The organism is Candidatus Sysuiplasma acidicola (assembly GCA_019721035.1).
GTDB classification, from domain to species: Archaea; Thermoplasmatota; Thermoplasmata; order Sysuiplasmatales; family Sysuiplasmataceae; genus Sysuiplasma; species Sysuiplasma acidicola.
The window spans coordinates 39,652-59,474 of sequence record JAHEAA010000010.1; the positions used below are offsets into that span (position 1 = coordinate 39,652).

General features: G+C 49.7%; 13 protein-coding genes. 11 read left to right on the plus strand and 2 right to left on the minus strand.

The window, feature by feature from the left end:
• Window positions 1-278: 278 nt before the first annotated feature.
• The 3 genes from KIS30_06035 (at window position 279) to KIS30_06045 (ending at window position 7,929) form a co-directional block, all read left to right on the plus strand.
• Window positions 279-983, plus strand: a complete 705-nt coding sequence (locus KIS30_06035; GenBank protein MBX8646296.1) for an RAD55 family ATPase — start codon at window positions 279-281, stop codon at window positions 981-983.
• Between the two features lie 249 nt (window positions 984-1,232).
• A complete protein-coding gene (locus KIS30_06040) occupies window positions 1,233-2,120 on the plus strand; it encodes a zinc ribbon domain-containing protein (GenBank protein ID MBX8646297.1) in 888 nt (295 codons plus the stop codon).
• A gap of 169 nt (window positions 2,121-2,289) precedes the next feature.
• The gene (locus KIS30_06045) at window positions 2,290-7,929 is read left to right on the plus strand and encodes a hypothetical protein (protein ID MBX8646298.1); all 5,640 of its coding nucleotides are present in this window, start codon (window positions 2,290-2,292) and stop codon (window positions 7,927-7,929) included.
• On the opposite strand, the gene KIS30_06050 is transcribed toward KIS30_06045, so the two are convergent.
• Window positions 7,923-8,690, minus strand: coding sequence for an SDR family oxidoreductase (locus KIS30_06050; GenBank protein ID MBX8646299.1), 768 nt, complete (start codon window positions 8,688-8,690; stop codon window positions 7,923-7,925). The two genes, KIS30_06045 and KIS30_06050, sit on opposite strands and share 7 nt — an antisense overlap.
• Window positions 8,691-8,875: 185 nt before the next feature.
• On the opposite strand from KIS30_06050, the gene KIS30_06055 reads away from it, so the two are divergent.
• From KIS30_06055 to KIS30_06080, 6 genes are all read left to right on the plus strand, one after another.
• Window positions 8,876-9,808: a hypothetical protein gene (locus KIS30_06055; protein ID MBX8646300.1), complete on the plus strand. Its 933-nt coding sequence runs from the start codon at window positions 8,876-8,878 to the stop codon at window positions 9,806-9,808.
• 2 nt (window positions 9,809-9,810) lie between these two features.
• Window positions 9,811-11,535 carry a type II/IV secretion system ATPase subunit gene (locus KIS30_06060; GenBank protein ID MBX8646301.1) on the plus strand — a complete coding sequence of 575 codons (1,725 nt, stop codon included), beginning with the start codon at window positions 9,811-9,813 and terminating at the stop codon, window positions 11,533-11,535.
• 94 nt (window positions 11,536-11,629) lie between these two features.
• Window positions 11,630-12,613, plus strand: coding sequence for a type II secretion system F family protein (locus KIS30_06065; protein MBX8646302.1), 984 nt, complete (start codon window positions 11,630-11,632; stop codon window positions 12,611-12,613).
• Window positions 12,610-13,533, plus strand: a complete 924-nt coding sequence (locus KIS30_06070) for a type II secretion system F family protein (GenBank protein ID MBX8646303.1) — start codon at window positions 12,610-12,612, stop codon at window positions 13,531-13,533. Before KIS30_06065 ends, KIS30_06070 begins: the two co-directional genes overlap by 4 nt.
• Before the next feature lie 4 nt (window positions 13,534-13,537).
• Window positions 13,538-15,253, plus strand: a complete 1,716-nt coding sequence (locus tag KIS30_06075) for a type II/IV secretion system ATPase subunit (GenBank protein MBX8646304.1) — start codon at window positions 13,538-13,540, stop codon at window positions 15,251-15,253.
• A 51-nt stretch (window positions 15,254-15,304) separates the two neighbouring features.
• Entirely contained in the window at window positions 15,305-15,589 is a 285-nt protein-coding gene (locus KIS30_06080; GenBank protein MBX8646305.1) for an antibiotic biosynthesis monooxygenase, read from the plus strand.
• A gap of 550 nt (window positions 15,590-16,139) precedes the next feature.
• Here the strand turns inward: KIS30_06080 and KIS30_06085 are convergent.
• Window positions 16,140-17,984, minus strand: coding sequence for a type IV pilin (locus KIS30_06085; GenBank protein ID MBX8646306.1), 1,845 nt, complete (start codon window positions 17,982-17,984; stop codon window positions 16,140-16,142).
• Window positions 17,985-18,236: 252 nt separating this feature from the next.
• Between KIS30_06085 and KIS30_06090 the strand changes: the two genes are divergently transcribed.
• Window positions 18,237-18,914, plus strand: coding sequence for a DUF47 family protein (locus KIS30_06090; protein ID MBX8646307.1), 678 nt, complete (start codon window positions 18,237-18,239; stop codon window positions 18,912-18,914).
• A complete protein-coding gene (locus KIS30_06095; GenBank protein ID MBX8646308.1) occupies window positions 18,914-19,819 on the plus strand; it encodes an inorganic phosphate transporter in 906 nt (301 codons plus the stop codon). The genes KIS30_06090 and KIS30_06095 overlap by 1 nt, the downstream gene beginning before the upstream one ends.
• Window positions 19,820-19,823: the final 4 nt, after the last annotated feature.

A 19,823-nucleotide genomic window follows, 5' to 3' on the forward strand; every position in this document is an offset into this window, starting at 1 on the left:
TGGCGATGCCTGTGCGGTGCCACACATGACCGTGACTTCAACGCAGCCATGAACATATGGTCACGGTCGAACCCAGTGTGTCTGCCCGTGACCCGGGCAGGAGCGGGAGGCTGATGAGGCAATGCAGCAGTACAAAGATGCTGAGCGGAAGCCTTCAAGTCAATGTTTTCAAGCGAAAATTGACAGGGTCAAGAGTGAGTTGTTAATTAGTATTCATGCAATTCACACTGTAATCTTTATATCGAATGCGGGAAAATCGTTAACCCGGTGTGTGCCGATTGCTAAGAAACACATTGTCGGGACTGGAAAAGATATTCAGAAATGATGTTGATGCGCCGAAAGTGGTGCTCGTCATAGGCCCGCCCGGGTCCATGAAGACATCGTTCTGTTTTTCAGTCATGTCCAGGCATCTGGCGGATTCCGGCGAGATAGGCATGTATCTCACGCTGGAGGAGACGTCGGAGAGTCACGGCAAGAACATGAAGAGCCTGGGCATCGACACAGACAGGAATCTCGTCATTTCCGACTTCACTGACATAAGGGAGCTGGAAATGGTCGGGGAAGATGCATCGACTGATTATATAGCACTCATCGAACGGCTGGTAAGGAATTTCAAGCAGAAACACGGAAAGGCATTCACGATGCTCACCATAGATTCGCTCGGTGCGCTTTACTCGCTCATGGATGACAGCGTCTCGCTCAGGAAGAGCATGTATCATTTCTTCAAGAACATGAGGGAGATGGGACTCTTCACAATGCTCATCATGGAAGGAAGCATATCGGACGGGAAATTTTATGCTGGCACTGAAGCATTCCTGAGCGACGGCGTCATTTATCTGGGCATGGACAACAACAGAGGGAAGATCACCAGATTCGTGCAGATAGGAAAGATGCGCGCGTGCGACCACAGCATGGAGAGGCATGCGCTCGAAGTCGGCCGCGGCGGACTGCAGATCCTCGGCCCGATGCTCGGCAACATGTGAGTGCACGCAGAAGATGCGGGAAACACACAGGCGCACTGACATAACGGAGCGCAAGCACCTGCTCCTGCCCGGCGGTCATTTAGCATCACATACAGTCAGGTTGATAGTTAGTACAAACGATAAGCGGATGAAAAGTGCTTAATATTGTGATTCCGAGTTATGAAAAGAAATGAATAAGAGCAAGTGCCTGTGGACTCGCGTGGTAGCGTCGGGATCTGAACACTGCTGTTCATTTATGGAGGAGATGGAATGACTTCTGGTGAAACGCCAATATGGCAGGTAATTGAAGAGACGGCAAACAAGCTCAAGAAGCAGCACGAAGATATGAACAACAGGCAGGGCAGCCTGGACAGGAAAGAGCAGGAACTGTCGTCCAGACAGAGCCTGATCGAGGAGAAGGAAAGAACGCTGAACGCCAAGGAAGGCAGTCTGAACGAACTGCAGACAGTGCTGACCGACAGGGAGAACAAGATCACGCACAAGGAGAATGACATTCATGCCGCAGAGTCTGCGCTGAACAACAAGATTGCGGAAGTGCAGAACAGGGAAATAGAGCTGAACGGGAAGCAGAAGCTCGTAGATTTCCGCGAGCAGAATCTGGAGACCAAGGCTGCCGAGTTGAACACACTCGAAAAGGATGTCAGGGAAAAGCAGGAGAATCTGAAGACAAAGGAAGAGGAACTCCTGAAACAGGAGCAGGAACTCAAGCAGATTATAGAACTGGTTGTAGCCAGAAGACAGTCAATCGTCATGCTGGAGGAGACGCTGCGCAAGGAGCTGCAGACCATGAGGCCCGCCGACGCCAAAATGCCCGAACCGCCAAAAGAGCAACCCAGAATGCAGCAGCCGCAGCCTGCCCACGATGTCGTAAAGAAACCGGCCGACGATGAGATGTACTGCAGCAACTGCAACGCGATCATAAGCAGGGACGCAGTCATATGCTATTCGTGCGGTGCGAAAACCGGTGAAACACAGAATGAACAGCCGGAGCTTGCGGAGGACGAGATGTACTGCAGCAACTGCAACGCGATCATAAGCAGGGACGCAGTCATATGCTATTCGTGCGGTCAGCGTGTCGAAACTCCCTCGGCCAACGATGACCAGATGAAAAAGGTCATAAAGAAAAGGGTAGCCTGAATCACACGGGATACAAACGCCTTAATTCTGATTTTATTTTTGTTCTGCACATGCGGCACCGTCCGTTTTTCGATTGCAAACTGCTTTGATAATTACGGAAAAGCATTTTTATATCGCACGATAGCTCGAATTTTTAAATCATTGATAGCGACGCAGAGCGTGCAAAATTATGCATATATCTCGATTGAAAATGGGCAAGCTGGCTGGAGTGGTTGTGGCTGCGCTGTTTGTTGTTTCGGCGTTCTTCGGCGGAATTAACCTCATATCGTCGGCGGCCAGCGCCGCATCGGCGATGCCGTCACAGCAGGGCGGAAATGTCACCGTGGGCACGGGATACAGCCTCACCAGCTGGAACCTGAGCGGCGGAACGCAGGTAATGCAGGGAAACCTGACGATAAGGGCAGGCGGAGTCGTGACCCTTACCAACGAGACACTGCTTTTTGACGAGTTCTCTGCCAGCGGCAACTATGCTTCTGCGACTGTATATCACGTTTCAGTCGTTGACGGAGGAAAGCTGATTATGAGCAATTCCGTCGTAACGACCAATCTGCAGTTGATAAACGACATACCGGTGCTTGGCGTGTTTGAAAGCAATGGGGCTTCAATCATAATGAAGGACCATTCATCGTTCATCTTCCCCGGTCAGTTCGTTTCATACATGTCCAATTTCACGATGATCGATTCAACGATAAGCGGGTTCCAGGCTTCACAGTTCAACACAAATTACGTGAATGCCAGCGTCTTCCCCACAAGCGTCTTTGCGAACCCGCCGGTCGTCTCATTCTATTCGTCAAATGTACTGCTCCAGAATTCAAAAATGAACATGTACAGCCTGAACGGCGCATACAATAAGACCACAGTCTATGTGGAACATTATCCGTTCGCTTCAGACAATTCAGCGAACAAAAACAACGTATTGTACAGCCTTGAGGCCATACCAACGTCGGTATTCAGGCAGTCCCCGCTTAAAGACACAACAACAAACCAGAACATTTTCAATCTCACGGCATTTGATCAGTCAAATTACACCGTCCAGGCAGGCCAGACAATGTCTGTGACCAACTTCACCACCGGCGGAATAAACGAACCGCTTTCTGCAATCACTCTCAATGCCGAATATGAAACGAGCGCTTCGTTCGCGGGCACACTGGACTGGGCCTACGGAAACACAACGCAGCACGTTCAGCAGTCATCTCTTACGAATACACAGTCGTTCTACTATCCAGGGAAGAACAACTACTATACGACGACGATAACACTTCCATCCAGTCTTACTGAAAATGACCTGAGCAGAGTCCAGGTATGGGCAAACGTGACGTCCGGAACACTCTATGTCAACAAACTGTGGTTCGGCATGGCTTTCAAGGCACCTGCTTACAAGAATCTGACCATTGCCGGATCGTCCAGCTTCACGGCGATTCACAGTTACATAGGGGCCAATTTCCTATCAAACGGAGCGAAGCATGATGCAGTATTTGTCGGTGACACGGCTCATGCTTATTTCTACGATGTTACAATAAATCAGCAGGCTACATCAGGCTACACTGGTCCATATGCGCCGGCATTTGTAGGTCACCTCACATCAATGAACGCAAAGCCGCTTACATTCGGACCGCTCAACTCCCCGGTTGCGCCAACACAGCTCAGTTTACTTGATTCGAACACTGCAAATTTCTATAATATCACTTCAGGCTCGATCATGCAGACGTACGGCCTGAATGTTTCCGGCGATGTCACTCTCAACTCGCAACTGAAGTCAGCTACGCTGAGTGTGAATGTATATTCAGTTGCTTCTTCTTCGATTCCTATACTGATAGGACAAATAGACCAGCCTGTGTCCAGCTATATTCAATCTGGAATAAGCATACCTGCAGGTGCAGGTTCAACAACCTACACTGCGAATCTCTACGCACTGAGCTTCACCAGCCTGTCACAGTTGAGAAACCTGGTCATATATATTGACAATACTGGTGGAGGCGCTGTAGGCATAAAAGATGTCAGTGTTCAGGCTAACATTCTGCCGCAGATGTACCTGTACAGGTTTGCCAATGTTACCGTTTCCAGCAGCCAGAATCTTCCTGTCATAAACAGCCAGCTTGAATTCAAGTACAGCGGAAGCACTCCGACAAACGTCTCTCCGGGTTCGCCGGCAGGATACTTTGTGGGACCATCCAACACATACCAGACAATTCCTCCAGCATCCGTGCTGTCTTACCTGGGCAGAACAGCCTCCAACTACAACGTGACAAATGCTTTTGGAAATGCCAACGTGCCGCTCCTCACAGATGTTATCAGCTACACCACATACCCGAACTCGCTTTTCGTCGGTAATTACACATTAACCGTGTCGTATAACTCGAGCCAGTACGGCAATTCCATTTCATTCTCTCCTTATCCGAACATAACTGCTGCATCCCAAGAGGTAAACGTGAATATCACGATTCCTGTTACGGTGCCGCTGCCGCTCATCGCTGTCGGAAAACCTTATGTCACGCCTTCATTCCTGTACCAGAACCAGACCGGCGTGATCACCTTTAACATTACAGACAGCGGTCAGACCGGAGTAAACGCCCTGCCGATAAACATTTCAGACGGCGCAAACGGGAAACCGATTTCGAGTCTGAACATGAACGTGTCCATAGGACCGTCGCAGACGCTGACATTGAACGTGAACTGGTTATTTGCGGCGGCCGGCAACAACACTATTGCAGTTAATGCCAATCCTAACAGAACGGTTCCCGAATCCAGCTATTCCGGAGACTACAACTCCACGTTGTTCTTTGTACAGCCTAATCTGCCTGAGCTGGTTATCTCATCATCGGGCATAACATTCAACCCCAGTCCGGCATTCAGCGGAAAGAGTGTTGTCATAACTGCTTCGGTTCAGAATTTCCTGGGAAGGGCAGGGGTCTCAAACCTGACAGTCGGCTTCTACTACGGTAACCCGCTCAATGGAGGCACGCTCATCGGCACTAGCGTAGTTAACGTGTCTGCAGGGGGAGCTAACAGCACATCCATAAGCTGGATACCCACAACCATCGGAAGCGCGCCCATTTATGTCTACCTTGACCCGTTGCACACGATTGCGCAGTACAGCACCGCGGGCAACCTGAACTACAGTGTGCTCACAATATATCTGTCAGTCGGACCGCAGGATATTGTCATAAACAACAGCAACTCCGCACCGGCAGTGCCCTTTGAGATAGTCTCTGCGATAAATATCTCCTCCAACATAGTTGTGACACAGAGCGGATATCTGCGCATTTCAAACGGAGGAGTCAACTTCATTGAAGCCTACAACGGCCAGTATTCATTCCTGATCAACCAGACTGGAAAGACAGTTATAGAGAATTCAGTCATAAGTTCAAACGGCCTGGTTAACATGTACGTGTTCGGAGGCGCGCAGCTCTTTCTCATAAACTCCACCATAGGACCGAATATAAACCTGATCACGGGCGGCAGTTCCAGGATATGGATAAACGGCAGTACGGTAATGGGAAGCGTACTGACTGCAGCATTTTCGTCATCGTCAATACGTTCATTCAACTCGTCCTTCTCAAACAGCCTGTCATTTGGCTACAATGAGGTGGCAAGACTCTACAATGTCTCAGCACCGTCTGTCACGGCCCAGTCTTCGGGTATCGCCTACATTTACAGATGGCTGTATGTTACGACATACGGACAGTCAGGCACGACGCTGAGCGGAGCCGTTGTCACGCTTGACACTTTTGCCAACCTGACGAATCCTCACGGTTCATTCTACGCTCGGAGTGCAAGCAATGCAACAGGCGTAGCGACATTTGCTGGCCTCTCCGACATAATTAAAGCAGGCGCTGATGTGTATGAAGGCAACTACGTCGTCAACACAAGCTATGTCGATGCAGGCACGTGGTATGCTCCGAACGAAACAGTTTCGCTTGCGCACTACACTATTCCGCTCATACAGACGAATTCGGCGATTAACGCCGTACTATTCATCAAACTGCCTGACCTTACAATATCAGATTCCAACGTATTCTTCAGCCCGTCCCAGGTCATTGAAGGGAGCGCAGTCAACATCTCTGTGCTTGTGTACAACATAGGCTACGCTTCCGTAACACAGAACTTCACCGTCGTATTCAACATATCGGCCGGAGCATACAGTCAGTCGCTGACTGCCACAACCGCTCTGACGCAGCCGTTCAGTGTGAGCCAGTCTGTCCCTCTGCCACTTACAACGATCTGGAATGTGCCCATGCTGACAGGGAATATGACTGTCAGCGTTGACGTCAACCCAGCTAACTCGACTGGCCAGCACAGCGTTGCAGAAATAAGCTACACCAACAACTTTGCAAGCGCAGTTGTGTATGTATTCTCACTCCCGAAGCTGTCTCCAGTGAGCATGAATGCCTCAGGTTCGTTCCAGGAGGAGACGAACATGACTTTCAACGTAGTGGTACATAACTCCGGCCAGATATCTGCCTATAATGTTCCGCTTACACTGTTCGAGGGTCCTTCCGCTGGAAATATCACGACACCCATTGCCAACGCTACGATACCTGTGGTTGCCGGTCTGTCTTCCGCTTCAGCTTCACTGACATGGACAGCCCCGCTCCTGCCGACAGGCGTCAAACAGGAAACACTCCTCTTCAGTGCTGTTGTAAACCAGAACAGAACGATTAAGGAAAGCAGCTACACCCAGGACACACTCGCACAGCCCGTCGCGTACAACATAACCCTTGCGAAGGTAAATGCAGTCGTTATAGTTTCCAGCAACTCGTTAAAGTCAGGTTCCGTCATAATAGTCACTGTATCGATGACATCACAGGTCACTCACAAACCCATGGCAAACTTCCCGGTGAGCGTAGAGCTGTTCAATATAAGAGGGCTGGAACAAACCTCGTCTACAGTCAACGGTCTGACGAATACGAACGGAGTGTTTGTCGCCAGAATAGTGCTTCCGACGAATCAGCCGCAGGGTGCATATCACTTCGAAGTCTATTCCAACGGTCAGTTTGTCAGTTCATCGAGATCGTTTAATGTTCTCTCGTCCCAGCCGACGACAGGCATACCCATACTTTACTGGCTGCTGATTGGCATAGTCATAATTGCAGGCTTCGTCGGTGTTTCGCTCTATCTCTACAGATACGGGCTTGCACGGGTCGTAGAATGCGGCAACTGTGGCGTATTCATACCCGAGACGGCGAAGAAGTGCACATACTGTGGCGTCGAATTCGAAACAGGCACGGCGAAGTGCAGCAACTGTAACTCATGGATACCGTCCAATTCGAAAGAATGCCCTGTTTGTGGCGTTAAATTTGCAGACGAAGGTGAAGGGGACAAGGAAGACGATGCCAACGCCGAAATGCGCAGACAGTACATGGAGTTCACGGAAAAGTTCAAAGCACAGGCGAGGGTGGACATGGGTAACAAGTACACGGACAGGGCGTTCCTCAACTGGTGGAAGAAACAGCCCACATATCTCACCTTCGAAGACTGGCTGGCGAGACAGCAGGAACTGAAGAAGGCAAAGATGGTCAAATGCCCGTCATGCGGCGAGATGAATCCGGCAAACCTGACTGACTGCATGAAGTGCGGTACACCGCTCAAAGAAGAAGTGGATAACGAGCGCAAGGATGAACCGCCCAAGCAGCAGCCGCCCCAGATCCCGCAGGGAAAGCCTGTGACACAGGAACCACGCCGAATAGTGGTTCCGAAGAGGATCATACGCAAGGTGGAAGAGAGGCCGCAGGGTACAGGCGGTCAGACTGATCAGAGCGGCTCCCAGAACAATGCCGCAAGCAATGCGGATGGAAACCAGAATCAGTAGGCGCTCCAGCCGCCGTCGATGCTGACGGCGGAACCCGTCACAAAGGCTGCATCTTCGGAAGCCAGGTAGAGTATGAGCTTGGCCACTTCGTCGGCCTTGCCGAACCTTCCGAGCGGATGAAGCGCCTTGTCCTTTTCCACTGCCATATTCTTGTCCTCGACCCTGTTCAGCGCTTCCCACATCATTGGAGTTTCCACATCGCCAGGGCAGACGGCGTTGACGCGTATGCCGTCGCCGGCATAATCAAGGGCCATTGCCTTGGTAAGCTGGATAACACCTCCTTTCGATGCACAATAGGCAGCCTCGTTCCTTACGCCGACAAGGCCGCTCACTGAAGCCACATTGACGATGCAGCCGCGGCTTTTCCTCAGCGGCTTTATTGAGTGTTTGCTGACAACATAAACACCCTTGAGGTTGGTGTTCATGATCCAGTCCCATTCCTCTTCGCTTGTCTCGTCTATTTTTTTGGCGAGATACACGCCAGCGTTATTGACAAGCACGTCTAGACCTCCGTGCTTCTTTTCCGCGAGAGAAATGAGTTTTTCAGCATCGGCATCGATGGATACATTGCCTTTGAAAAACTCGACGCTGCCTTTCCCCTTAATCTGCTTCAATGCCTTCAGTCCCTTTTCCCTATTCTTGCCTGTGAGTATCACATTTGCGCCGCTTCTGGCAAACATATCGGCGGTGGCAAGCCCTATACCGGATGTCCCGCCGGTCACTATTACGGACTTGCCGCTGAATACATATCTGGAAGGCATGCTGGAGAGTAATTCAAAGGATGTAAATAAGCTGTTCTCAGAATGGAATGAGTGGTGCCATCCATGCTGGCACATGATTCATGACGACTACAGAGCGACAACAGAGGGAAAATACCGTATGATAACCAGAGCATCACAATTAAATAACTCACCGATGCGTTTTGAAGCACGGACCAGTGCAACTGATGCCACGTACGATAGCAGCTAAATCAGTCATACGGCCATCGAGGAAGATGAAGGATACTGAAGGAGTGGCCTCAGTTGTAGGAACGATTCTCGCACTGCTTGTCTTCCTTTCTCTACTCGGAATATTCACAAACCACTATGTTCCTTCGATGATGGCAGGAAACGAACACGAGCATGACAGCCAGGTGATGACACAAATATCCAATCTGAAACAGAGCATAGACAGCATGATGCTTTACTACATCAACTCACAGTCCAACACACTATCTTCATACGATCCTGTGACGCTCGGCTCAGCCGGTGTACCCATGTTCGCAACCGGGACAAACGGGCAGCTCGGCGTGATACCGGTGAACGGCCTGCAGGATCCCTCCTTTTCTGTTAATTTCACCTACATCCAGAATGGGCACAACTACAACATCAATTCCACATCTGGTGGCGGTGTTGTCGTGAACATACCCAATCGATATTACATACCGCAATCAGTGCTCTATCAGAATGACGCCGTCATACTCGGACAGAGCAGCGGACAGGTCATGCTTGCAAGTCCGGGATTCACTATCAGCGCGTCAAGCGCAGGCACAACCGTCAGCGTGCTCCAGTTGTCTGTCGTGACACCGACTTCGTCGAACGTCACGTATTCAGGAAGCAACACTGTGGGCCTGAGTTCGCAGCTTCTTGCATTTACACAGCACACATACAGCACACCGCCAGCCCTTGAGAACATGACCATCACAATAGTTACACCGTTCCCAGCAGCCTGGTCTAATTTCTTCAATTCAACCTTTTCTCAAGCGGGCCTTCATACAGGGACCTTTAGCATTAAACCGCCGCATGAGATTAGTTTCCAAAATTACAAATTAATACTGACGTTGGTGGTCAAGCAGGTAACGCTTTCTACGTCAATAATAAGCATTTCAACGGTGGAGTGAACATGGCATCTTCGGCAGAAACAGAAGAGGAGAAACAGAGAAGAAGCATTCATTCTCTGATAGGCGAAGGATACAAGCGCTTCCTTTCAAAGAGAGGTAACAGGCGCGTAAAGATCAAGATGCCCAAGGACGAGGTTACCAGAAAGATGGAATGGGCCGAGGGAAAGGGTTCGCCCTACACCACAATACCGCCGCTGCTCTCGCCGACCATGGAGGTTGTCGAAATATATCCTGTGAGACAGCTCTACTCGTTCATAAGAGTCACGTACGACAATGAAACGAGCGGATACCTGCTGGAGGCGATTGAGCCTCAACTGACTGAGGCTGAAACAAAACTGCTTGCGCTGCTCAAGGACTCTCTCCAGAGAACGCTTGACTACGAATACAAGCAGTTGTCACAGATGGACAGAAGAGAGTACCTGCGCAGGAGCATTGAAAGTTTTCTCAGCACGAGAGGGCTGAATATCACGCCTATCACTAAGGACAAACTCGCCTACTACATAATCAGAGATTTCATGGGATATGGACCTGTGGATGTGTTCATGCACGATCTCAACAGCGAAGATGTGAGCTGTGACGGCGTTGGCGTTCCGATATTCGTCTTCCACAAGAAATATGAGAGTGTCAAGACAAACGTCGTATTCAACGACGAAGAGAAGCTGAACTCTTTTGTCGTGTTCCTGGGTCAGAAGTGTGGCAAACAGATCAGCGTTTCTAGTCCCATACTAGACGGGACGACACCCGAGGGGCACAGGCTTCAGGCAACCTACGCGAGGGAGGTGACAAGCCGCGGCTCATCCTTCACAGTCAGACTGTTCAAGGAAAAACCGTTCACACCGGTAGACATGATCAAATACGGCACGGCGTCGGCTGAAATGATAGCATATTTCTGGATGAGTGTGGAGGCAGGCGAGTCGGCGATGATTGTCGGAGGAACAGGCAACGGTAAGACTTCCACACTCAACGCGATATCGCTCTTCATACCTCCGAGCGCAAAGATAGTTACGATGGAAGATACGAGAGAAATCAATCTTCCTCATGAAAACTGGATTCCGGGAAGCACCAGAACAGGGGTGGGAGAGCGTAATGCGGATGGAAAAGCGCCCGGTGAGATTGACATGTTTGATCTCGTGCGTGCGGCTCTGAGGCAGAGGCCCAACTACATAATCGTCGGTGAAGTTCGTGGCAAGGAAGCATACACCATGTTCCAGGCAATGGCCACAGGGCATACGACGTATGCCACAATGCACGCGGACAGCGTCAAGCTCATGATCAACAGGCTGGAGAATCCGCCCATCAACATACCGCGAATACTGCTAACGGCACTGAGGACTGTTATTGTGCAGCAGCAGGTGAGGGTGGGAAAGGAGAATGCAAGGAGAGTGAAGACTGTCGTCGAACTCATCGGTTTTGAGCCCGGAACAAATGAAATCATAACTAACGTGGTTTTTGAATGGGATCAGGCCAGAGACGCATTCACCTTCAAGGGGCACAGTGCTCTGTTTGACAAACTGATGGAACTGAAGAACTGGACGCACGAGGAACTGAGCGACGAATTCAACCGGAGAATAGCCATAATCAGATACATGGTGAAGAAGGACATTAACAATCACATGGACATATGGTCACTCATCAACAGATATTACAGGGATCAGGAAGAAACAATGAAAGAAGTGCGCTCGGTGCTGGATAAGAGTTCAAGAGAGGAGGATGTTATAGTTGTCTAGTCAGGGAAGTCAGCAGGACGATGCCAACCTGTTCGGCAGATTCGAAAGCGTGAAGAAGAGCTTCCTGGGAACGAAGACCGTCAAATCGAAGCGCATGGTTGAGGGCCCACATCCCGTCAGGCTGCCTGCGGGCACTGTTCCTGACTATGTCAAACTCTCCCCGTATCAGCAGTTCTGCTGGAGAACAATGCATCGTTTTGTTGAAGCAAGGTTCAAGCAAAACCAGGTACTCGAAGACAATCTGATCAAGGCACACATGAAGATACGGCCGGAGGAATACATGGCGTTTGTCTGGATGACGACGATCATAGTCTTCATCGTCGGCCTGTTCATAGGCGTTGTGTTTGGGGGCATAATACTAACGCTCCTGCACCAGATTGCCGCGCTCAGGGTTTCTGCAATCCTGCTTGCTGCAATCGTGCCGCCCATCGTCACATACTTCGTACTCCAGTCCATACCTTCCTCGCGAACCAACACACGGGCGCGAAACATAAACAGGCACATAGGAAGCGCAATGAGCTTCATTTCGGCCCTGGCGTCCGCAGACGTGAACATAGATGTAATATTCGGCGAACTCGCAAAGCAGCCCATATACGGCGAAATACAGAAAGAAGCCGAGTGGATAACCAGAGATACGACGCTGCTGGGCGTGGACATTCTGACGGCAATACGCAATGCAGCATCGAGGACGCCGTCCAACAAATTCCAGGATTTCCTTCAGGGCGTGGTGACGACGGCGACATCTGGAGGACACCTGAAACCCTATTTCCTTGCAAAAGCCGAGCAGTTCGAAAAGGAGGACAAGCTCAACACGAAAAGAGATATGGAAACGCTTGGTCTCTTTGCCGAAACATTCGTCACAGTGGTCGTCGCTTTTCCCCTTTTCCTTGTCGTCATTATGGCCATCATGGCCATCGTCAATGGAGGAGGAAGCTCACAGGCAGCAGCCGTAATCTTCGGACAGCCTCTGTCGCTGACGGTGCTGCTGCTGTATGTGGTTGTGCTGCTCATGATACCTGCATCGCAGGCAGGATTCATATTCTTCGTCTGGAACATGGGTAAGGAGGCTGCACAATGAGCGCCAATGCAAATGTCTCGTCATACGTCGATTTGAAACCGCTGCTGAACGTGAAGAAGGACCTTGGAAAGCAAATCATGATCGCGTCGGTTGCGGCAATGATGCTGTTCATACTGATAGGTATAGTGGGTGCAATCAACGCCACGAACTACGGCGGAATGGCTTTCCTCGACTGGCTCGTGCTCGGACTCGCGGCATTCATGGGACCTTACGGTATATATTCCAGCATACAGGTCAGAAAGATAACACAGATCGAAGAAAGGGTGCCTGACTTTCTGAGAGATGTGGCGGAAGCCGGGAGGTTCGGCATGACACTGGCGCAGGCCATCGTGGTTGCGTCTGCGGGCAAATACGGCAGGCTGACGCCGGAGATACGCAGGATGGCGGCACAGATAGACTGGGGAGTGCCTGCAACCGAATCGATACGACTGTTTTCTGAAAGAATGAACAGCGTGCTGATAACAAGGATTTCAAACATAATCATAAAGGCCAGCGACGCAGGCGGCGCTGTGTCCGACGTGCTGACCATGATTGCACACGATTCCAGGGAGAGAATACTGGACAGGAAGGAAAGGACGATAGCGATGAGCACATACATGGTCGTCATATACATCTCGTTCGCAGTATTCCTTGCAACGATCTTCATACTTGAAGCGACGTTCATACCGGAGATTAAGAAAGCAGGATCGCAGCTTCAGAATACAGGCGGCGTTCTCACGGGCAGCGGCGTTTCGACAGTCAATGTGCTGGCAATCGGACCGGTAACGCTTGCTTTCTATATTGCTGTGATAGTCCATGCAACGGGAGACGGCATAATGGCTGGCGTTATTCAGGACAGCAGGATTGCAAACGGAATGAGGCATAGCGCGATCATGCTGGCCATAGGTTTCGTGTTCATGCACTTTTTCCTGGGGGCCTGAGCACATGGCCGTAGCGCAGGATGACACGAAGTCCGAGGAGCAGAAAGTGCGCAGGCAGGGGCTGAGATCAAGATATATTCAGTTTATGAACACTATTGCGAGCAAACCAGTCAAGATCAGGATACCTGAAGAGGAGTACAGCAAGGGCAAAAGCGCAAGGATTACACCTATACCGCTGATAACGGAGAAGCATCAGGAGGAGATTGAGCTCACACCGCTCAAGGATCCTTACTCCTTTGCAAGGATAAAATACGACACCGCACTCAACGAATACATATACGAGCTTATTGAGCCGCCGCTCTCGATTGACGAAAGGGGTGTGCTTACAAAGCTGAAGGAAGCGCTCATTACATCGATCAACATGAGCAGACTTGAGGAGAAGGAGGAAAGAGAGAAGTTGCTCAAGAAGGCAACGCTGGAGATCATGCGTGCACTTGACATTTCGCTCAATCCCCTTTCCATGGACAGAGTCTTCTACTATCTCAGCAGAGATCTGACCGGGCTGGGTAACATAGAGGGAGTCATGCTTGACAGCAACGTCGAGGATGTCTCATGCGACGGCGTAAACATACCCATCTTTATCTTTCACAGAAAGTACGGCTCCATAAGGTCGAACATAAGATTCGAGCGCGAGCCGGATCTGGATGCTTTTGTCGTCTGGCTCGCACAGCGCTCCGGAAAAACAATATCCGTGGCAAACCCGATGCTCGACGCAACGCTGCCTGACGGTTCTAGGCTCAATGCGACACTTGGAAAGCATGTGACGAAGAAGGGTTCGTCTTTTACGATAAGAAGGTTCAAGGATGATCCGTTCACACCTATTGACCTTGTGCGATTCAAAACAATGAGCATAGACATGATGGCCTATCTGTGGCTGTGCATCGAATACGGCAGTTCCATGATGGTCTGCGGCGGCACGGCAAGCGGAAAAACAACCACGCTGAACGCAGTACTCCTGTTCATTCCGCCACAGATGAAGATCATAAGTATTGAAGACACACGTGAGCTCAACCTGCCTCACGAAAACTGGATAGCGTCCGTGACAAGGGAGGGTTTCAGCGGAAAGTCATCCGGACAGATGGCCGGGGCCGTAGACATGTTCGACCTGCTCACAGCGGCAATGAGGCAGAGGCCGCAGTACCTGATGGTAGGTGAAGTCAGAGGCAAGGAGGCCTACGTGGTGTTCCAGGCAATGGCCACAGGCACGATAGCATATTCCACATTTCACGCGGACGACCTTGGCTCCATGATACACAGGATGGAAAGCGAGCCAATCAACCTGCCGAGATCGCTCATGACTGCATTGAACATAATGCTGCTGCAGGGGCAGGTCAAGGTGGGCACAAAGATGACCAGGAGGGTAAAGTCGCTCACAGAAATAGTGGGCCTTGACCCCGAGACCAACGAGATCATATACAACTCGGTATTCACATGGAACCCCGCTGACGACCGCTTCCATTTCTCCGGCCACAGCTACATATTCGAGAAAATCAGGCTCTCAAAAGGATGGACGCCGCGGCAGATGGAGAACGAAATGCGCCGCAGGGTAATCATACTCGAGTATATGCGCAAGAAGAACTTCAACAACTATCAGAAAGTGGCGGGACTCATATCCGCCTATTACAGGGACCCGGAGAAGAGCACGGCGGCTGTGGAGAAGGAACTTGGCGTGATGGAAACGAGTGCCGCTCCACAGCCGGTGGTGCAGCAGAAGGCATAGACACCAGTATTGCTAAAATAGCTGATGCATATAACACTGGCGTGAGAGAATATGCTTACCGTCGGTCTGTACTATGACGTTGTTCCAGGGAAGGAGAAGGATTTTGAAGAGTACTTCAACCTCGTCGCTGCTGAAATAAAGAAGAAGGACGGTTTCGTCTCTGCGCTGCTGTATAAACGAGTGGACAAACCAGACAGTTATCTCATTTATTCAGAGTGGAGAGACAGAGAATCCTTTGAAGCGTTTATCAAGTCGAGGGAGTTCAGCGGCGCCAAGGCAGGCGGATCTGATATGCTGGCGGGAAGGCCATCACATAAGATATACAACATAGTGTAGACAGTAGTAGGAATATCGAGCTACAGGTTCTTCGTCGGTTTAACTATGACAGAATGCTGGCTGTTGGCACACAATACGATGCAATAACCTGCAAGTAACGCGAGAATGACGCTGCGTTTGACGGCGTGATAGAGGAAAAATAGATGAAGTGGTGAATTGGTTTAGACGTCGCTTTATAACAGTGTTGATCAGCCAAACGTTACATCATAGTTTGAAAAGTTGATCCAATCCAAGGATTTTGGATCATTCAAGGGAACATCTCTCCTGCCTGAGACATACTAAAGCTTAAAGCAGTCCAGCAGCAAGCATTCCACAGCCATTCAGCAGGAATAATGCAATTATGCACTATCGCAATCAAGTTTCTGCATTCGTGTCACAATCTTGAGGTTAAGCCGCCTTCCAGGCACTAAATGCAGTTCATTAATAGTGGTGACAAGAATCTATTTGCTTATGTGGATAAAGATGGAAGCTGACCGTATCTTTTCTTACCTTTCCATACGATCGGAGTTATCTCATAGAGAGCCTGATTTAACAATCGGTGCATGACTGTTCAATACCAGAATATGGCGGTGAACGGAAGCGTCTGGCCATAGGGGACACCGTAGGTCTGGGGTGATTTAAGCCACGGATAGGTTCCAGCTGGCAGCGTGTACCCGAACAGCTCGAGGAAATCGGCTGAAATAGTGCCTGGACTCGACTTACTGCTGCCGGAAAACGGTCCGAAAGGGCCACCGCTAGTGGATGGAACACTGTAGGCGTTCCCTGTGCTCGCCACAGCTGAGCCAAAGACTACGTGGGAATCAACCGCTACACCACCTATTGCAGCAGGCAGAAGAACGTATGCTGTATTCCAAGGAGATCCAGATGGTGAGTTACTAGAACTACTCCAACCGAGTGATGGATAACCAGTAGGAACTTTACTCAGCGGCTGGTAACCTCCACTTGTAGAAACGTTCCAAAGCTGAGATCCCGATGTAGAGTTTATCACGATGAATGAAAGTGCCTGAGCGAAGCCTTTTTGTGCTCCAAAGAAGAGGTATATGTTACTCAAATCGTCGAGGTAGAGGTCTTGCGAAGTGTTGTGGTTCTGAAGAACGACATTAAAATAAATGCCATAGGTGTTAGTTATTGATGTGGAAACACTGTTGCCGGGATAATAAGTGTTTACGCTATTGGCTGGGTCCCACTTGAAATTTGAAAAACTCATACTTGTAGGTCCAAGATATTTTGATGGGAACGACTGGTTCTGATTTGGGTTTAAACTGTCAACGACAACTAGCTCGACGGTGTAAATGGCTTTGTTCCCGTTAATATCTGTAGCGGTGACTATGAATGGCTCAAAGCTTCCTAGTGTTGTGCCATTAATATGGCCAGTCAAAGTGAATATTCCTGGATAGGAACTCGGCTTCATTGAAACTTGTGCCGTTATATTAGTTATGATCGGAGCGAGAGGAGTGACGGTTATTGCCCCAGCATTGGGAGGATTGAACGACGTCTGGTTGTTGTCCACAACATATGCAGTTATGTTGAAATTTGTTCCTGGCGTGCCCGGATTAGGATTAATGCTGGAGACAACGATTCTTGGTCCTGTGTTCTCAACATATAGATTGAATGTCTGATTCGTTGAGAAACTACCCGGACCTTTGACTTCAACTGTGATTGGATAGGATGCACCAACTGCCAAAAATACCTCTGTCTGAACTTTTCCGCTCTGGTATAGGCCTGCCGAAGAATTATATGTCAGATAAATTGTTTGAACTGATGAAACCAAGCTGACATTAGCACTCACGTTTATGTTTTTGTGGCCATAGATGCTTGCAAAAACGGTGATGTTATTTCCGGGAGTAACAGGATTCGGATTTGCAAATACACTCTGTACTACGGGCTGAACGTTACCAGATTTTCCTTTCAGCACCGTGCTCCAGACAATGTAATTGTTGGCCTTATCTATTATAGAAACACCAACAACACTCGAAGGGGTAACGCCAGTGAGATTCATTATCCATGTTTGGCTCGTAGTCCATTTTGAACTGGACCAAGGGATTGCTAAAGTCGAGTTAACAAACACATAGCCCGAAGAGAGCGCATATACACTGGTAGTCTGATTGATCTGGACAATCACCGAAGTCAGCGACGATGTGAGCTGTTGCCCCCCCTCATGTGTTATGTTCAACAGAGCCGAGTTTGTCCCGAAAAAGTTGGTTGAAGGACTCGACAATGTCGCGTTGAAATTTGCAAACGTCTGGGCGTTCGGAGTCGGGAATGCATTCACGAAGACAAAAACAGTTGAAAACAAGGTAACGGTCATGGCTAGTATCAGTATGTCGCCTATGATCTCAGACACACCGGAATCCTTATGCTTCCTGAATGATGCCTTATGCCTGTTGCTGATCATGAACATTACCCGGGAATATGAGAGCTACCCTGCAAGCGTATAATAAAACCTCACGACGTGAGTGTCACGATTTGATATTATTGACTGGACCGCAACGCCATGGTCTCATGTGGAGACTTATACGAAAGTCGTAAATGTGACGGCATGATAGTCCTGGTGAGCACGAAGCACACGGTCAAACCGTTCAGATTAGTTTAATTGCGTGTTGTTGTGTATGGTGCCGAAGGGCTTCACTCAAACAGAGGCTAGTAAATGAATCTGCGTGATATCAAGGGACTGATGGTCATCGGCGAAAAGAAGGTATTCGGCGAGATTGCCGAAATTATCAGCATATCCAGAAAGGCAGATGCGATAATGACCTCCATGCTGACAGAGGGCAACGGCAAAGACAGGCAATCCGAGAATGAGGACATCAGGCTCCTTGAGAAGAAGTCTGACGATCTCAGTTTCAGCATAAAAGCTGAAGTTACAAATGGTGCAATCAGTTCGAATATAATCGACAATCTGCTCGAATGTGTTGAAATGGCAGACAGCATAATGGATGACTTTTACTACATAAGCAGGGAAATGAACCGATTGCGTTCGACGAAATTCGGCAGCAAGGGGAGTGATTGGCTCAGACCGTTCAACAGCATGATTCTGTCTATGTTGAAGCTTGCAGACAACGCAATGGAAGCGCTCATTAGCATGTTGATGAGCGGGAACCTCTCTGAGATGAAGAATATGAGGAAAAGAATCGAAGAACTGGAAGAGCAGGGAGACAACATAAAGGATACTGCATTCGACATGCTTTACGGCCTGGCTGCTGACATGCATTACCTTCAGTTCAACCATGTCAGCGACATGGTCCATAAAATGGATGACATACTCGACGGCTGTGAAGATGTGTCGGATCTGGTGCTGGCTGTTGCCACATCCATATCGAAGTGATGCAGACGCTCGAAATAATACTGGCAGCGGCTCTGCTGGCTGCTGTTGCGCTTGTTGCAGGAAATAACCTGAGTGCGTGTGTGGGCACCGCTATCGGCGCCGGGATACTGAGCAGGAGGGCCGGCATTGCACTCGGCATTGCTGGATACATAGCCGGACTGCTGCTTCAGGGGAGTTCCATGATTTATGCCGTGCACAAGCTGCTTCCATCCCCCTCCGCGCTACTCGTGACGGAAGCGCTTTCCGTTACCGTTGCCATATTCATAATAGGTCATCTGATGAAGGCGCCGCTGTCGCTGACTATGTCGCTCGTAGGCCTTATAACAGGCATTTCAGTGGCTCATCATCTGACGGTCGACAGCGCTTATTTCAGCGAAGTTGCCGTGATGTGGGTCATAGCACCCGTTCTGGCCATTGTATCATCATACGCACTCACAAAGATCCTCAGCAGGTCTGACACTGCAGACATCTGGAGACGCGTTTCCGTGTTCAAAATACTCCTGCTGGTGATGTCGTTCCTCGCGGCTTATGTCCTGGGAGCCAACACCGTTGCACTGATGGTTGCTGTTGCCGGATTCAACACGATTGACATCGGTGTTGCAATAATTGCAGTCATAGCAGGTTGTTCTCTGCTCAGTTCCAGGGAACTCAAGAGGGTAGGGCACGATCTCTTTTCGCTCAGATATTCAAACGCACTTGTGACGCTCGCAAACTCAGTAATTCTTGTTGAAATGGCAACGCTGTTCGGTATACCGCTGTCCAACACACAGACACTGTCCGCGGGTGTCTTCGGCTCCGGCCTTTCTTATAGACAGCGTTATATCTCAGTCAAACCGTTCGCCGTCATAGTAGGCGGATGGATACTTGCCCCGGCAATCAGTTTCCTTGTGGGTTACATACTCTAACAAC

What these genes read in the sequence shown, in the direction of transcription:
- KIS30_06040 (MBX8646297.1), top strand. Translation starts at nt 1,233, where the DNA reads ATGACTTCTGGTGAAACGCCAATATGGCAGGTAATTGAAGAGACGGCA.
- KIS30_06070 (MBX8646303.1), top strand. Translation starts at nt 12,610, where the DNA reads ATGAGCGCCAATGCAAATGTCTCGTCATACGTCGATTTGAAACCGCTG.
- KIS30_06095 (MBX8646308.1), top strand. Translation starts at nt 18,914, where the DNA reads ATGCAGACGCTCGAAATAATACTGGCAGCGGCTCTGCTGGCTGCTGTT.
- KIS30_06055 (MBX8646300.1), top strand. Translation starts at nt 8,876, where the DNA reads ATGCCACGTACGATAGCAGCTAAATCAGTCATACGGCCATCGAGGAAG.
- KIS30_06050 (MBX8646299.1), bottom strand. Translation starts at nt 8,690, where the DNA reads ATGCCTTCCAGATATGTATTCAGCGGCAAGTCCGTAATAGTGACCGGC.
- KIS30_06085 (MBX8646306.1), bottom strand. Translation starts at nt 17,984, where the DNA reads ATGATCAGCAACAGGCATAAGGCATCATTCAGGAAGCATAAGGATTCC.
- KIS30_06090 (MBX8646307.1), top strand. Translation starts at nt 18,237, where the DNA reads ATGAATCTGCGTGATATCAAGGGACTGATGGTCATCGGCGAAAAGAAG.
- KIS30_06065 (MBX8646302.1), top strand. Translation starts at nt 11,630, where the DNA reads ATGGTTGAGGGCCCACATCCCGTCAGGCTGCCTGCGGGCACTGTTCCT.
- KIS30_06075 (MBX8646304.1), top strand. Translation starts at nt 13,538, where the DNA reads ATGGCCGTAGCGCAGGATGACACGAAGTCCGAGGAGCAGAAAGTGCGC.
- KIS30_06045 (MBX8646298.1), top strand. Translation starts at nt 2,290, where the DNA reads ATGCATATATCTCGATTGAAAATGGGCAAGCTGGCTGGAGTGGTTGTG.
- KIS30_06060 (MBX8646301.1), top strand. Translation starts at nt 9,811, where the DNA reads ATGGCATCTTCGGCAGAAACAGAAGAGGAGAAACAGAGAAGAAGCATT.
- KIS30_06080 (MBX8646305.1), top strand. Translation starts at nt 15,305, where the DNA reads ATGCTTACCGTCGGTCTGTACTATGACGTTGTTCCAGGGAAGGAGAAG.